General features: G+C 44.4%; 15 protein-coding genes. All 15 read left to right on the top strand.

Annotated elements, in window-relative coordinates:
• The gene (locus B7725_RS01865; protein ID WP_000180819.1) at positions 1-198 is read left to right on the top strand and encodes a class IIb bacteriocin, lactobin A/cerein 7B family; all 198 of its coding nucleotides are present in this window, start codon (positions 1-3) and stop codon (positions 196-198) included.
• Between the two features lie 14 nt (positions 199-212).
• Positions 213-419, top strand: coding sequence for a hypothetical protein (locus tag B7725_RS10070; protein ID WP_000673792.1), 207 nt, complete (start codon positions 213-215; stop codon positions 417-419).
• On the top strand, positions 412-567 hold the full coding sequence (locus B7725_RS01855; protein WP_000357247.1) for a smi_0061 family bacteriocin-like peptide: 156 nt from the start codon (positions 412-414) through the stop codon (positions 565-567). Before B7725_RS10070 ends, B7725_RS01855 begins: the two co-directional genes overlap by 8 nt.
• Positions 568-570: 3 nt before the next feature.
• Complete coding sequence (locus tag B7725_RS10065) at positions 571-795, top strand: bacteriocin immunity protein (RefSeq protein ID WP_080566853.1); 225 nt, start codon at positions 571-573, stop codon at positions 793-795.
• Between the two features lie 71 nt (positions 796-866).
• Positions 867-1,055 carry a hypothetical protein gene (locus B7725_RS01845; protein WP_000808743.1) on the top strand — a complete coding sequence of 63 codons (189 nt, stop codon included), beginning with the start codon at positions 867-869 and terminating at the stop codon, positions 1,053-1,055.
• 440 nt (positions 1,056-1,495) lie between these two features.
• On the top strand, positions 1,496-3,649 hold the full coding sequence (gene comA, locus B7725_RS01835; RefSeq protein ID WP_084874296.1) for a peptide cleavage/export ABC transporter ComA: 2,154 nt from the start codon (positions 1,496-1,498) through the stop codon (positions 3,647-3,649).
• A gap of 12 nt (positions 3,650-3,661) precedes the next feature.
• Positions 3,662-5,011, top strand: a complete 1,350-nt coding sequence (comB, locus tag B7725_RS01830; protein ID WP_084874295.1) for a competence pheromone export protein ComB — start codon at positions 3,662-3,664, stop codon at positions 5,009-5,011.
• Between the two features lie 168 nt (positions 5,012-5,179).
• Complete coding sequence (gene purC / locus B7725_RS01825; RefSeq protein ID WP_000043289.1) at positions 5,180-5,887, top strand: phosphoribosylaminoimidazolesuccinocarboxamide synthase; 708 nt, start codon at positions 5,180-5,182, stop codon at positions 5,885-5,887.
• A gap of 1 nt (position 5,888) precedes the next feature.
• Complete coding sequence (locus B7725_RS10250) at positions 5,889-6,032, top strand: phosphoribosylaminoimidazolesuccinocarboxamide synthase (protein ID WP_080566857.1); 144 nt, start codon at positions 5,889-5,891, stop codon at positions 6,030-6,032.
• A 56-nt stretch (positions 6,033-6,088) separates the two neighbouring features.
• Complete coding sequence (locus tag B7725_RS01815) at positions 6,089-9,814, top strand: phosphoribosylformylglycinamidine synthase (RefSeq protein ID WP_084874293.1); 3,726 nt, start codon at positions 6,089-6,091, stop codon at positions 9,812-9,814.
• A 12-nt stretch (positions 9,815-9,826) separates the two neighbouring features.
• Positions 9,827-11,269: an amidophosphoribosyltransferase gene (gene purF, locus B7725_RS01810; RefSeq protein WP_084874292.1), complete on the top strand. Its 1,443-nt coding sequence runs from the start codon at positions 9,827-9,829 to the stop codon at positions 11,267-11,269.
• 215 nt (positions 11,270-11,484) lie between these two features.
• Positions 11,485-12,507: a phosphoribosylformylglycinamidine cyclo-ligase gene (purM, locus tag B7725_RS01805; protein WP_084874291.1), complete on the top strand. Its 1,023-nt coding sequence runs from the start codon at positions 11,485-11,487 to the stop codon at positions 12,505-12,507.
• Positions 12,504-13,049 (top strand): phosphoribosylglycinamide formyltransferase, encoded by a 546-nt coding sequence (gene purN, locus B7725_RS09765; protein ID WP_000717477.1) that lies wholly within the window; start codon positions 12,504-12,506, stop codon positions 13,047-13,049. The genes purM and purN overlap by 4 nt, the downstream gene beginning before the upstream one ends.
• A gap of 15 nt (positions 13,050-13,064) precedes the next feature.
• Entirely contained in the window at positions 13,065-14,612 is a 1,548-nt protein-coding gene (gene purH, locus B7725_RS01800; RefSeq protein WP_084940356.1) for a bifunctional phosphoribosylaminoimidazolecarboxamide formyltransferase/IMP cyclohydrolase, read from the top strand.
• Positions 14,613-14,732: 120 nt separating this feature from the next.
• Positions 14,733-15,998, top strand: a complete 1,266-nt coding sequence (gene purD, locus B7725_RS01795) for a phosphoribosylamine--glycine ligase (protein WP_084874290.1) — start codon at positions 14,733-14,735, stop codon at positions 15,996-15,998.
• Positions 15,999-16,184 lie beyond the last annotated feature (186 nt).

Genomic DNA, 16,184 nt, shown 5'->3' with positions numbered 1-16,184 from the left:
ATGACAAACTTTGACAAAATGGAACAGAACTTTGTAGCTCTTACAGAAGAAGAGTTGATGGATGTGGATGGGGGGATTGCTCCGATTATTATTGGCGGGGTAGTTATTAGTTGGAAATTAATTGGAGGTGTGGCTGCGCTTGCTACAACTTCAGCAGGTGTAGGAGTAGCTGCGGGCTATTATGCTAATAGACCATAATTTTGGAGATATATATGAAATTCGTTAAATTAATACTAAAGGTTTGGCCTGAACTTATGGTATTACTTAGTTCAATATCTTATACAATCATCAGGTTAGTAGCTGATGTAAATAAGATATCCTTACCTACATGGTTTGATGATTTTAATATACCGACAATTTCATTGTTTTTAATGGTGTTCATTTTATTATATAGAAGTAAAGGAGAAGAGAATGGATAAATTTCAAGTAATTGATGAGAAAGACTTGCAAGCAATCGAAGGAGGAATTGAGCCTATTTCGATTATATTTGGTCTAAGTGCTATTGCATTTAGCGCATTTGGGGCTGGTTACAAATTTGGTTCAGATTTAGCTCGTCGTGGGCGTTAGATTATGAACAATCGGAACCTTAATCTCAATACACTCTTACCTAAATTAGCCACTGTATTTCCCTTGTTGGCAATTGGCCTACATCTCGCGCTTCATCTGATTCGTACAGGTTCATTAGTATCCTTTGATTGGCAGTGGACTTTAGTAGGTTTGCTTGCCTCAGGCTATTTTGGTATTTTTTGTAAAGATTTGGCAAAAGATAATCAAAACTATAAAAGATCAATCTGAATGAAAAGGATTTTGTGCATGTAAATGGCGGAGTTTTCCCGCCTTTCTTATTAGGTAAATAGGAGTCTGCTATGAAACAATTCTTATTAGGATTTGCTGAGGGGTATTTTACCGTATCACTCATTATCTACATCGCAACGTATTTGATTATGAAAAATCCGATCAATACCTTGTTTTATCCAGAAACCTATCCAATTCTGCTTGGTCTGTTTTATGTAGGATATAAGTACAAAACAAAAGAAAGTACGATTGGGAATTGATGGACCATCAGATTGGAGTTTGGGATGAAAGTTGTTCAATTACTACGAAAAACTTGGCCAGAGACTGCTGTATTATTTAGCTCGATGGCTTATCTAATTATTAGAATCGTGACTGATGTAAACAAGATACATCTACCTACATGGTTTGAATATTTTGATATGCCTACGATTTCATCATTCTTGATGACATTTATCTTACTTTATAGAAATATCATTTCAGAATAGTTTATTTCTGGGCATTCATTTTTTAACGGTTACTTTAAACAGGCAGAACTTTTGTTCTGTTTTTTACATTTAAATGATAGTTTATGCTTTTTAAAGTGCGTTTTAGGTGCAAAAATGGTTTATTTAGGAATATTTCCCTGTTTTCATCCTTATTTGGTTAAAATAATCTTACAAATTTTTAAAGAGATTGTTAGAAAAAGGAGAAGGAGAAGGATATGAAATTTGGGAAAAGGCACTATCGTCCCCAGGTGGATCAGATGGATTGTGGCGTGGCTTCCTTGGCTATGGTCTTTGGTTACTACGGTAGTTATTACTCCTTGGCTCATCTACGAGAACTAGCTAAGACGACCATGGATGGGACGACTGCTTTGGGTCTTGTAAAGGTGGCAGAGGAAATTGGTTTTGAAACGCGGGCTATCAAGGCGGATATGACGCTCTTTGACCTGTCAGATTTGACCTTTCCGTTTGTGGTTCATGTGCTCAAGGAAGGGAAGTTGCTCCACTATTATGTGGTGACAGGTCAGGATAAGAAGGCAATCCATATCGCTGATCCAGATCCCAGTGTTAAGCTGACCAAGATTTCCCGTGAGCGATTTGCGCAAGAATGGACAGGAGTCAGTCTCTTTATGGCTCCGTCTCCAGATTATAAACCCCATAAGGAGAAAAAACAGGGGCTCCTATCCTTCTTGCCAATCTTGCTCAAACAGCGGGGTTTGATTGCTAATATCGTTTTGGCAACACTCTTGTTAACCCTGATTAATATCGTGGGCTCTTATTATCTGCAGTCTATCATTGACAGTTACGTACCAGACCAGATGCGTTCAACCTTGGGCATTATCTCAATAGGATTAGTCATCGTCTATATCCTCCAGCAGATTTTATCGTATGCGCAGGAATACCTCTTACTTGTTTTGGGGCAACGCCTGTCAATTGATGTGATTTTGTCCTACATCAAGCATGTTTTTCACCTGCCGATGTCCTTTTTCGCGACACGCAGGACAGGGGAAATCGTATCCCGTTTTACAGATGCCAATAGTATCATCGATGCGCTAGCGTCGACCATTCTATCGATCTTTTTGGATGTGTCGACGATTTTGATTATCTCGCTTGTCTTGTTTTCACAAAATATGACGCTCTTTTTCATTAGTCTACTTGCACTTCCTATCTACACAGTGATTATCTTTGCTTTTATGAAGCCGTTTGAAAAGATGAATCGAGACACTATGGAAGCCAATGCAGTTCTGTCTTCTTCTATCATTGAGGACATCAACGGTATTGAGACCATTAAATCTTTGACTAGCGAAAGTTCACGCTATCAAAAGATTGATAAGGAATTTGTAGCTTATCTGAAAAAATCCTTTACCTATAGCCGGGCAGAAAGCCAGCAAAAGGCACTGAAAAAAGTTGCTCAGCTCCTGCTCAATGTTGCCGTTCTCTGGATGGGAGCTGTTCTGGTCATGGATGGCAAGATGAGTTTGGGCCAATTGATTACCTATAATACTTTGCTTGTTTACTTTACCAATCCTTTGGAAAATATCATCAATCTACAAACCAAACTTCAGACAGCGCAGGTTGCCAATAATCGTCTGAACGAGGTCTATCTGGTCGCTTCGGAGTTTGAGGAGAAGAAAACAGTTGTGGATTTGAGCATGATGAAGGGAGATATGACCTTTAAGCAGGTTCACTATAAGTATGGCTATGGTCGTGACGTCTTGTCGGATATCAATTTGACCATTCCGAAAGGGTCTAAGATGGCTTTCGTGGGAATTTCAGGTTCGGGTAAAACCACCTTGGCCAAGATGATGGTTAATTTCTACGACCCTAGTCAGGGAGAGATTAGTCTGGGTGGTGTCAATCTCAATCAGATTGATAAAAAAGCCCTGCGCCAGTACATCAACTACCTGCCTCAACAGCCCTATGTCTTTAACGGAACGATTTTGGAGAATCTTCTCCTTGGAGCCAAGGAGGGGACGACTCAGGAAGACATCTTACGGGCGGTTGAGTTGGCCGAGATTCGGGAGGATATTGAGCGCATGCCCCTGAATTACCAGACGGAATTAACTACGGATGGGGCTGGAATTTCTGGTGGACAACAGCAGAGAATCGCTCTGGCGCGTGCTCTCTTGACAGATGCACCTGTTTTGATATTGGACGAGGCTACCAGCAGTCTGGATATCTTGACGGAGAAGCGGATTGTGGATAATCTTATGGCTTTGGACAAGACCTTGATTTTCATTGCCCACCGCTTGACTATTGCTGAGAGGACAGAGAAGGTTGTTGTCCTGGATCAGGGCAAGATTGTCGAAGAAGGCACCCATGCAGACTTGCTTGCACAGGATGGCTTTTACGCCCATTTGGTCAATAGCTAGAAAGAGGAGAAGATGAAACCAGAATTTTTAGAAAGTGCAGAGTTTTATAATCGTCGTTACCATAATTTTTCCAGTCGAGTGATTTTACCTATGTCGCTTCTGCTCGTGTTTCTGTTAGGATTTGCAGTTTTTGCAGAGAAGGAGATTAGTTTGTCTACTAGAGCAACTGTCGAACCTAGTCGGATCATTGCCAACATCCAGTCAACTAGCAATCAACGGATTGTGGCCAACTATCTGGAAGAAAACAAGTTGGTCAAGCAAGGCGAACTACTCGTTGAGTACCAGCAAGGGGCGGAGGCTGTCCAGGTCGAAGCATATGCCAGTCAATTGGAGATGTTAAAGGATCAAAAAAAGCAGTTGGGTTATTTGCAATCCAGTTTGAAAGAGGGGAGTGATCAATTTCCAGAGGCGGATAAGTTTGGATATCAGGAGATGTTTCGAGACTATCTCAGCCAAGCGAATGGTCTTAGGAGCAATGTTTCTCAGCAAAATGAGACCATCGCGTCCCAGAATGCAGCAGCTAGTCAAACCCAAGCTGAAATCGGGAACCTCATCAGTCAAACAGAGGCTAAAATTCGCGATTACCAGACAGCTAAGTCGGCTATTGAAACAGGTGCTTCCTTGACCAGTCAGAATCTAGCCTACTCTCTCTACCAGTCCTACAAGTCTCAGAGGGAGGAAAATTCGCAAGCTAAGGCTCAGGCTGTTGCACAGGTTGAAGCACAGCTTTCTCAGTTAGAATCCAGTCTTGCTACTTACCGTGTCCAGTATGCAGGTTCCGGAACCCAGCAAGCCTATGCGTCTGGTTTAAGCAGTCAATTGGAATCCCTCAAATCACAACACTTGGCTAAGGTTGGTCAGGAATTGACCCTTCTAGACCAGAAAATCTTGGAGGCAGAGTCAGGCAAGAAGGTACAGGGAAATCTTCTAGACAAGGGGAAAATTACGGCGAGTGAGGATGGGGTGCTTCACCTTAATCCTGAGACTAGTGAATCTACGATGGTCGCAGAAGGAACCCTGCTAGCCCAACTCTACCCATCCTTGGAGAAAGAAGGGGAAACCAAACTCACAGCCTATCTCAGTTCAAAAGATGTTGCTAGAGTTAAGATTGGGGACTCTGTTCGTTATACTACAACTAATGATGCGAAGAATCAAATTTTCCTGAATTCCACGATTACAAGTATTGATGCGACAGCTACAAAGACTGAAAAAGGGAATTTCTTTAAAATTGAGGCGGAGACCCATCTGACTTCTGAGCAGGCTACAACACTTCGTTATGGTTTAGAAGGTCGCCTGCAGATGATTACAGGAAAGAAAAGCTATCTCCGTTATTTTTGGGATCAATTTTTGAATAGAGGGTAATATTCGTGTTTTTCAGAGGATAAATGATTTTAAAACTGTAAGAAGAGCCTATCTTGCAGTTTTTCTTTACGCTTAAAATAGAAAAACGTTATTTATTCGTAAAAACCTTGAATTTTTCATGCTTTTGTGGTAGAATGTGCTCAAGTAAAACGAAAGGCGAACTTTAAAATGTCAAAACAACTGATCTATTCGGGAAAAGCCAAGGATATCTATACAACTGAGGATGAAAATCTCATTATTTCAACTTACAAGGACCAGGCAACTGCCTTCAATGGTGTCAAGAAGGAGCAGATTGCGGGCAAGGGAGTGTTAAATAATCAGATTTCATCTTTTATTTTTGAAAAATTAAATGCGGCTGGTGTAGCGACCCACTTTGTGGAGAAACTTTCGGACACGGAACAGCTCAATAAAAAAGTTGAGATTATTCCTTTGGAAGTTGTGCTCCGCAACTACACGGCTGGTTCCTTTTCAAAACGTTTTGGCGTAGAAGAAGGTATCGCATTTGAGACTCCAATTGTCGAATTTTACTATAAAAATGATGATTTGGATGATCCCTTTATCAATGACGAGCATGTGAAATTCCTTAAAATTGCGGATGACCAGCAGATTGCTTACTTGAAGGAAGAAACCCGTCGTATCAATAAACTTTTGAAGGCTTGGTTTGCTGAGATTGGTCTTAAATTGATTGACTTTAAGCTAGAGTTCGGTTTTGACAAGGATGGCAAGATTATCTTGGCAGACGAATTTTCACCAGATAACTGCCGTTTGTGGGATGCAGATGGCAATCACATGGACAAGGATGTTTTCCGTCGGGGATTGGGAGAACTAACAGACGTTTACGAGATTGTCTGGGAGAAATTGCAGGGTTTGAAATAATCTGTTAGAAACGGAAAACCTTCGTCTTTCAGATGTAAGGACTCAGGCTGAAAAGGTCCCCCAGACCTTTTCACTCCGTAGAGGTCTCGGAGAATTAACAGACGTCTACGAGATTGTCTGGGAAAAGTTGCAAGGTTTAAAATAACACCTTCAAGGTCATTTGTGAACATTTCAAGAGCTGAAATAAAGGAATAAGAATTGATGAATAAACGTATTTTTGTTGAAAAAAAGGCTGATTTTCAGGTCAAGTCAGAGAGTTTGGTGAGAGAACTCCAGCACAACTTGGGACTGTCAACTTTGAAAAGTATTCGCATCGTGCAAGTTTATGATGTCTTTGACTTGGCAGAGAATTTGTTTGCGCCTGCAGAAAAACACATTTTTTCTGAGCAGGTGACAGACCATGTCTTGGATGAAGCGGCTGTGCAAGCAGATCTTGCTAACTATGCTTTCTTTGCCATTGAAAGCCTGCCAGGGCAGTTTGACCAGCGTGCAGCTTCTTCACAGGAAGCCTTGCTTTTGCTTGGTAGCTCAAGTGATGTAACGGTTAATACAGCACAATTGTACTTGGTTAATAAAGATATTGATGCGACTGAGTTGGAAGCGGTCAAAAACTATTTGCTCAACCCAGTGGATTCTCGTTTCAAGGACATCACGACAGGAATTGCCAAGCAGGAATTTTCTGAGTCAGATAAGACCATTCCAAAATTGCTTTTCTTTGAAAGCTATACGGCGGAAGACTTTGCCCGCTACAAGGCCGAGCAGGGGATGGCCATGGAAGTGGATGATTTACTCTTTATCCAAGACTATTTCAAGTCAATCGGGCGCGTGCCAACAGAAACAGAGCTCAAGGTCTTGGACACTTACTGGTCTGACCACTGCCGTCACACGACTTTTGAGACAGAGTTGAAACAGATTGATTTCTCAGCATCTAAGTTCCAAAAACAATTACAGGCAACCTATGATAAGTATATTGCCATGCGTGATGAGTTGGGGCGTTCGGAAAAACCGCAAACCTTGATGGATATGGCGACTATTTTTGGTCGTTATGAGCGTGCTAATGGTCGTTTGGACGATATGGAGGTGTCTGACGAAATCAATGCCTGCTCGGTCGAAATAGAAGTGGACGTTGATGGTGTCAAGGAACCTTGGCTCCTCATGTTTAAAAACGAAACTCACAACCACCCAACGGAGATTGAACCATTTGGTGGAGCGGCAACTTGTATTGGTGGCGCCATTCGTGACCCATTGTCAGGGCGTTCCTACGTTTACCAAGCCATGCGTATCTCAGGTGCAGGTGATATTACAGCTCCGATTTCAGAAACTCGCACTGGTAAATTGCCACAACAAGTTATTTCTAAAACCGCTGCTCATGGTTATTCTTCTTACGGGAATCAGATTGGGCTTGCGACGACCTACGTTCGTGAATACTTCCACCCAGGCTTTGTGGCCAAACGTATGGAACTTGGTGCCGTTGTCGGTGCGGCACCTAAGGGCAATGTCGTTCGTGAAAAACCGGAAGCGGGAGATGTCATTATCCTGCTCGGTGGCAAGACTGGACGTGATGGTGTCGGTGGTGCGACAGGTTCTTCTAAGGTTCAAACAGTTGAGTCTGTAGAGACTGCTGGTGCTGAGGTTCAAAAGGGAAATGCCATCGAAGAACGCAAGATTCAACGTCTTTTCCGAAATGGTGATGTCACTCGTCTGATCAAGAAATCCAACGACTTTGGTGCTGGTGGTGTCTGTGTGGCTATCGGCGAATTGGCAGATGGTCTTGAAATCGACCTCAACAAGGTTCCTCTTAAATACCAAGGTTTGAACGGTACAGAAATTGCCATTTCTGAATCTCAAGAACGTATGGCTGTTGTGGTGCGTCCTGAGGACGTAGATGCCTTCGTTGCAGAATGTAACAAAGAAAATATTGATGCTGTTGTCGTTGCAACAGTGACTGAAAAACCAAATCTTGTCATGCACTGGAATGGTGAAACGATTGTCGACTTGGAACGTCGTTTCCTTGATACAAACGGTGTGCGCGTAGTCGTTGATGCCAAGGTTGTGGACAAGGATGTCAAACTCCCAGAAGAACGCACAACAAGTACTAACACACTTGAAGCAGATACCCTTGCGGTTCTGTCTGATTTGAACCATGCGAGTCAAAAAGGTTTGCAAACCATCTTTGACTGTTCGGTCGGTCGTTCTACAGTCAATCACCCACTTGGTGGTCGCTACCAACTCACACCGACTGAAGCTTCTGTTCAGAAATTGCCAGTTCAACATGGAGTAACTCATACTGCTTCTGTCATGGCTCAAGGGTTCAACCCTTATCTAGCAGAATGGTCACCTTACCACGGTGCTGCTTATGCGGTTATCGAAGCAACTGCTCGTTTGGTGGCTACTGGTGCCAACTGGTCCAAGGCTCGTTTCTCATACCAAGAATATTTCGAGCGGATGGACAAGCAAGCAGAGCGTTTTGGTCAGCCGGTAGCAGCTCTCCTAGGTTCTATCGAAGCACAAATCCAACTTGGTTTGCCATCTATCGGTGGTAAGGACTCTATGTCTGGTACTTTTGAAGAATTAACCGTACCACCAACCTTGGTTGCCTTTGGGGTGACGACGGCAGATAGCCGTAAGGTCCTCTCTCCTGAGTTCAAGACTGCTGGTGAAAACATCTACTACATCCCAGGTCAAGCCCTCTCTGCAGAGATTGATTTTGACTTGATTAAGTCTAACTTTGCTCAATTTGAAGCCATCCAAGCTGGTCACAAAGTAACATCTGCATCAGCTGTTAAATACGGAGGTGTCCTTGAAAGCTTGGCTCTTGCTACTTTTGGGAACCATATTGGTGCAGAGGTGACCTTGCCTGAACTTGAAAGTTCTTTAACAGCTCAATTGGGCGGATTTGTCTTCACATCTCCTGAAGAGATTGCTGGAGTAGAGAAAATCGGTCAAACAAGCGCAGACTTTACACTCGTTGTCAACGGTGTGAAGTTAGATGGACAGAAACTTGACAGTGTCTTCCAAGGAAAACTAGAAGAAGTTTACCCTACTGAATTTGCACAAGCCAAAGAATTGGCTGAAGTTCCAGCTGTCGCTTCTGACGCAGTCATCAAAGCCAAGGAAACTATTGAAAAACCTGTGGTTTACATCCCAGTCTTCCCAGGAACCAACTCAGAATATGACTCAGCTAAAGCATTTGAAAAAGAAGGTGCAGAGGTTAACTTGGTGCCATTTGTGACCTTGAATGAAGAAGCCATTGTCAAGTCAGTTGAAACCATGGTTGACAATATCGGCAAGGCAAACATTCTCTTCTTTGCAGGTGGATTCTCAGCTGCGGATGAGCCGGATGGATCAGCTAAATTTATTGTCAATATCTTGCTCAATGAAAAAGTGCGTGCAGCCATTGATAGCTTTATCGCTCGTGGTGGCTTGATTATCGGTATCTGTAATGGATTCCAAGCCTTGGTCAAATCAGGTCTTCTTCCATATGGTAACTTTGAGGATGCAAGCAGTACTAGCCCAACCCTCTTTTACAATGATGCCAACCAGCACGTGGCTAAGATGGTGGAAACTAGGATTGCCAATACCAACTCGCCATGGTTGGCTGGAGTGCATGTGGGCGATATCCATGCCATCCCAGTATCACACGGCGAAGGGAAGTTTGTCGTGACGGCTGAGGAATTTGCAGAGCTCCGTGATAATGGTCAAATTTTCAGCCAATACGTTGATTTTGACGGCAAACCAAGTATGGATTCTAAGTACAATCCGAATGGTTCGGTAAATGCTATCGAAGGAATTACTAGCAAGAACGGCCAAATTATCGGTAAGATGGGCCACTCAGAACGTTATGAAGACGGTCTCTTCCAAAACATCCCAGGAAATAAAGACCAGCACCTGTTCGCGTCGGCTGTGCGTTATTTCACAGGGAAATAAAAGGTATAAAAAATGACATACGAAGTAAAATCTCTTAATGAAGAATGTGGTGTTTTCGGTATCTGGGGACATCCAGATGCTGCTAAATTGACCTATTTTGGTCTCCACAGTCTTCAGCACCGTGGTCAGGAGGGGGCAGGAATCCTCTCCAATGATCAGGGGCAATTGAAGCGTCATCGTGATATGGGGCTTTTATCAGAAGTATTCAGAAATCCAGCTAATTTGGATAAACTAACTGGAACGAGCGCGATTGGGCATGTGCGTTATGCGACTGCTGGCGAAGCTTCTGTTGACAACATCCAGCCCTTCCTCTTTCGCTTTCATGATATGCAGTTTGGACTTGCTCACAACGGAAACTTGACCAATGCAGAATCGCTCAAGCAAGAATTGGAACAAAGAGGAGCAATTTTCAGTTCAACTTCGGACTCGGAAATTTTGGCACACCTCATTCGTCGGAGTCACAATCCGAACTTGATGGGCAAAATCAAAGAGGCACTCAGCCTTGTCAAAGGTGGATTTGCTTATATCCTGCTGTTTGAGGACAAGTTGATTGCTGCGCTTGATCCTAATGGTTTCCGTCCACTTTCTATTGGGAAAATGGCCAACGGAGCGGTGGTGGTTTCGTCAGAAACCTGTGCTTTTGAAGTCATTGGTGCCGAGTGGATTCGTGATGTAAAACCAGGGGAGATTGTAATCGTAGATGACAATGGGATTCAGTACGATAGCTATACGAATGATACCCAGTTGGCGATTTGTTCTATGGAGTATATCTACTTTGCCCGTCCTGACTCTAATATTCATGGGGTCAATGTCCATACGGCTCGTAAGAGAATGGGAGCGCAACTAGCGCGTGAATTTAAGCATGAGGCAGATATTGTGGTCGGTGTGCCAAATTCCTCACTCAGCGCAGCCATGGGATTTGCAGAAGAATCAGGTCTGCCAAATGAAATGGGTCTCATCAAAAACCAATATACCCAACGCACCTTTATTCAACCGACTCAAGAATTGCGGGAGCAAGGGGTGCGGATGAAACTGTCTGCTGTTTCGGGTGTCGTTAAAGGAAAACGTGTGGTGATGATTGATGATTCCATTGTTCGTGGGACGACCTCTCGCCGTATTGTTCAGCTTTTGAAAGAAGCAGGTGCGTCTGAGGTTCATGTTGCTATTGGCAGTCCAGCGCTAGCTTATCCATGTTTTTACGGGATTGATATCCAGACGCGTCAGGAGCTGATTGCGGCCAATCATACGGTCGAAGAGACTCGCCAAATCATTGGTGCAGATAGCCTGACCTATCTTTCGATTGATGGCTTGATTGATTCGATTGGTATTGAAACAGATGCGCCGAATGGTGGTCTCTGTGTCGCTTATTTTGATGGAGACTACCCAACTCCTCTCTACGACTATGAGGAAGAATATCGTAGAAGCTTGGGGGATAAGACCAGTTTTTACAAATAGACGGATAAAGACTCTCCATGTAAAGGAAAGGAAGAGAAGATGACAAATAAAAATGCTTATGCTCCACGTCTCGCTACTGACTAAAAGCTAAAGCATTTGTCAGTAGACGCTTTGTCCTATGGGACCAAAGCTAGAGCCCTGACTAGTATTTTTAGATAAAATAATTGTTTATCTAAAAATACGTCGCACTCTTCTCAAAGAAAAGGAATATAAAAATGACAAATAAGAATGCTTATGCTCAATCTGGTGTGGATGTTGAAGCGGGTTATGAAGTTGTTGAGCGGATCAAAAAGCACGTGGCGCGTACGGAGCGTGCGGGTGTCATGGGAGCTCTTGGTGGTTTTGGTGGCATGTTTGACCTTTCAAAAACAGGAGTCAAAGAGCCCGTATTGATTTCGGGGACTGACGGTGTCGGGACCAAGCTCATGTTGGCTATCAAGTACGACAAGCATGACACGATTGGGCAGGACTGTGTAGCCATGTGTGTCAACGATATCATCGCTGCAGGTGCGGAGCCCCTCTATTTCCTCGACTATGTGGCGACAGGGAAGAATGAACCAGCTAAGCTAGAACAAGTGGTCGCTGGTGTGGCAGAAGGCTGTGTGCAGGCTGGTGCTGCCCTCATCGGTGGGGAAACGGCTGAAATGCCTGGTATGTACGGCGAAGATGACTATGACTTGGCTGGATTTGCGGTTGGTGTGGCTGAAAAATCCCAAATCATTGATGGTTCAAAAGTGGCAGAAGGTGATGTTATTCTTGGGCTTGCTTCGAGTGGGATTCACTCCAACGGTTACTCACTCGTTCGTCGTGTCTTTGCGGACTACACAGGTGAGGAAGTTTTGCCAGAATTGGAAGGCAAGAAACTCAAGGAAGTCCTTCTTGAGCCGACTCGTATCTATGTCAAGGCTGTATTGCCACTCATCAAGGAAGGCTTGGTCAACGGCATTGCCCATATCACAGGTGGTGGCTTTATCGAAAATGTCCCTCGTATGTTTGCTGATGACTTGGCTGCAGAGATTGAGGAAAGCAAAGTTCCAGTGCTTCCGATTTTCAAAGCTCTTGAAAAATACGGTCAGATCAAGCACGAAGAAATGTTTGAAATCTTCAATATGGGTGTGGGCCTCATGTTGGCAGTTAGCCCTGAAAATGTAGGTCGAGTCAAGGAATTGCTGGATGAACCAGTCTATGAAATTGGTCGCATCGTCAAGAAAGAAAACGAAAGTGTCATCATCAAATGAAAAAAATAGCGGTTTTTGCCTCTGGTAATGGCTCAAATTTTCAGGTGATTGCCGAAGAATTTCCGGTGGAGTTTGTTTTTTCAGACCATCGTGACGCCTATGTGCTGGAACGTGCAGACAAGCTCGGCGTCCTGTCCTATGCTTTTGAACTCAAGGAGTTTGAGAACAAGGCGGACTACGAAGCAGCTCTTGTCGAGCTCTTGGAAGAACACCAGATTGACTTGGTTTGTTTGGCGGGTTATATGAAAATCGTCGGCCCAACCTTATTGGCGGCTTATGAAGGTCGAATTATCAACATTCATCCGGCCTACCTGCCAGAATTTCCAGGAGCTCATGGGATTGAGGATGCTTGGGATGCTGGTGTCGCTGAGAGTGGCGTGACCATTCACTGGGTGGACTCCGGTGTGGATACAGGCAAGGTCATCAAACAAGTTCGTGTGCCAAGGCTCGCTGATGATGACATCGAAAGCTTTGAAGCTCGCATTCATGAGGCTGAGTACAAGTTGTATCCAGAGGTTATTAGAGAATTGTTGGATAAGTAAATGAAAGGAAATAACATGACTAAACGCGCCTTAATCAGCGTCTCAGACAAAGCGGGCATTGTTGAATTTGCCCAAGAACTCAAAAAAATTGGTTGGGATATTATCTCGACAGGTGGTACCAAGGTTGCCCTTGATAATGCTGGGGTGGAGACCATTGCGATCGATGATGTGACTGGTTTTCCAGAAATGATGGACGGTCGTGTCAAGACCCTTCACCCAAATATCCACGGTGGGCTCTTGGCTCGTCGGGACTTGGATAGTCACTTGGAAGCTGCAAAGAGCAATAATATCGAATTGATTGACCTTGTGGTGGTCAATCTCTATCCCTTCAAGGAAACGATTCTCAAACCAGACGTAACTTACGCTGATGCAGTGGAAAATATTGACATCGGTGGGCCATCTATGCTTCGTTCAGCAGCGAAGAACCATGCTAGCGTAACAGTTGTGGTGGATCCTGCGGACTATGCTGTGGTTTTGGACGAGTTGTCAGCCAATGGCGAAACGACTTACGAAACACGGCAACGTTTGGCGGCTAAAGTTTTCCGTCACACAGCGGCTTATGATGCCTTGATTGCAGAATACTTCACAGCTCAAGTGGGTGAAGAAAAACCTGAAAAACTCACTTTGACCTACGACCTCAAGCAACCAATGCGCTATGGGGAAAATCCTCAACAGGATGCAGACTTTTACCAAAAAGCCTTGCCGACAGATTACTCCATTGCTTCAGCCAAACAGCTTAACGGTAAGGAATTGTCCTTCAACAATATCCGTGATGCGGATGCTGCCATTCGTATTATCCGTGACTTCAAAGACCGTCCAACCGTTGTGGCTCTCAAACACATGAACCCATGTGGAATCGGTCAGGCTGATGACATCGAGACTGCTTGGGACTACGCTTATGAGTCAGACCCAGTCTCTATCTTCGGTGGGATTGTCGTTCTCAACCGTGAGGTGGATGCTGCGACAGCTGAGAAGATGCACGGCGTTTTCCTTGAAATCATCATTGCGCCAAGCTATACAGATGAAGCGCTAGCTATTTTGACCAATAAAAAGAAAAACTTGCGTATCCTTGCCTTGCCATTTGATGCTCAAGAAGCGAGTGAAGTAGAGGCTGAGTACACAGGCGTAGTAGGTGGACTTCTGGTGCAAAATCAAGACGTGGTCAAGGAAAGCCCAGCTGACTGGCAAGTGGTGACCAAACGACAACCAACAGAGACAGAAGCAACCGCCCTCGAGTTCGCTTGGAAGGCTATCAAGTATGTCAAATCAAACGGAATCATCGTGACTAATGACCACATGACACTCGGTGTTGGCCCAGGTCAAACTAACCGTGTGGCCTCTGTTCGTATTGCCATTGACCAAGCCAAGGATCGTTTGGACGGTGCTGTTCTTGCTTCAGATGCCTTCTTCCCATTTGCGGATAATGTGGAAGAAATCGCCAAAGCAGGTATCAAGGCCATCATCCAGCCGGGAGGCTCTGTTCGTGACCAAGAATCCATCGAAGCAGCGGATAAATATGGCTTGACCATGGTCTTCACAGGAGTGAGACATTTTAGACATTAAAAAACAAAAGGGAAGAAAACAGTTTCTTTCCTTTTTTAGCTTAAAATGCTAAGTGAAACAAGATTAAAACGAACGTTTGTGATATAATGTTAGTAAATAATTCGCAAAAGAGGTTGAGAAATGAAACTGCTTGTTGTCGGTTCGGGTGGTCGTGAACATGCCATTGCTAAGAAGTTGCTGGAGTCTAACGGTGTCGAAAAGGTCTTTGTAGCTCCTGGAAATGATGGAATGACTCTGGATGGTTTGGAGTTAGTAAATATCTCTATTTCCGAACATTCTAAATTGATTGAGTTCGCAAAGGTCAATGATATCGCTTGGACCTTCATCGGGCCAGATGATGCCCTTGCTGCTGGGATTGTGGATGAGTTCAATGCAGCTGGTCTCAAGGCTTTCGGCCCGACAAGATTGGCAGCGGAGCTGGAGTGGTCCAAGGATTTTGCCAAGGAAATCATGGTCAAATACGACGTTCCGACAGCAGCCTATGGCACATTTTCCGACTTTGAGGAAGCCAAGGCCTACATCGAAAAGCAGGGTGCGCCTATCGTAGTCAAGGCAGACGGTTTAGCCCTTGGAAAAGGTGTCGTTGTTGCAGAGACTGTTGAGCAAGCGGTCGAAGCAGCTCATGAGATGCTCTTGGACAATAAATTCGGGGACTCAGGTGCGCGTGTGGTTATTGAGGAATTCCTTGAAGGAGAGGAATTTTCACTCTTTGCCTTTGTCAATGGGGACAAGTTCTACATTATGCCAACAGCTCAGGATCACAAACGTGCCTATGATGGCGACAAGGGGCCTAACACGGGTGGGATGGGTGCGTATGCGCCAGTTCCACACTTACCACATAGTGTAGTTGATACAGCGGTTGAGACTATTGTCAAGCCAGTCCTTGAGGGCATGATTCAGGAAGATCGTCCTTATCTGGGAATTCTTTACGCAGGGCTTATCTTGACAGCAGACGGACCGAAAGTCATCGAGTTTAATGCTCGCTTCGGAGATCCTGAAACTCAGATTATCCTGCCTCGTCTGACCTCCGATTTTGCACAAAATATCACGGATATTCTTGGCGGCAAGGAGCCAAATATCACATGGACGGACAAGGGTGTGACGCTTGGTGTAGTTGTCGCATCCAATGGCTACCCGCTAGACTATGAAAAAGGTGTTGCATTGCCAGCCAAGACAGAAGGCGATATCATCACTTACTATGCCGGGGCTAAATTCGCTGAAAATAGCAGAGCACTGCTGTCAAATGGCGGACGTGTCTATATGCTCGTCACCACAGCCGACACCGTCAAAGAAGCCCAAAGCACCATCTACCAAGAACTCGCCCAACAAAACACAGAAGGCCTCTTCTACCGAACCGATATCGGAAGCAAGGCCATAAAAGATTAACAGACATATTTGCCATGGCGAGCGAAAGCGAGCCACTATAGGATAATCGTCGCAGTAGTGGAACTCCTAGTAGCTTTGCTACTAGGAGCGGAAAACTGGAGACCTAGGCTCCAGTTTTAGTAATGGAACGCCATAGGCGGTCGCTTACGTCCGCACTACATTAGACGATTATTAAAAAAGGAGAAG

The sequence above is a fragment of the Streptococcus oralis subsp. tigurinus genome, from assembly GCF_002096275.1.
Taxonomy (GTDB): Bacteria; Bacillota; Bacilli; order Lactobacillales; family Streptococcaceae; genus Streptococcus; species Streptococcus oralis_CN.
This window is presented reverse-complemented; position numbering and strand designations above follow the sequence as displayed.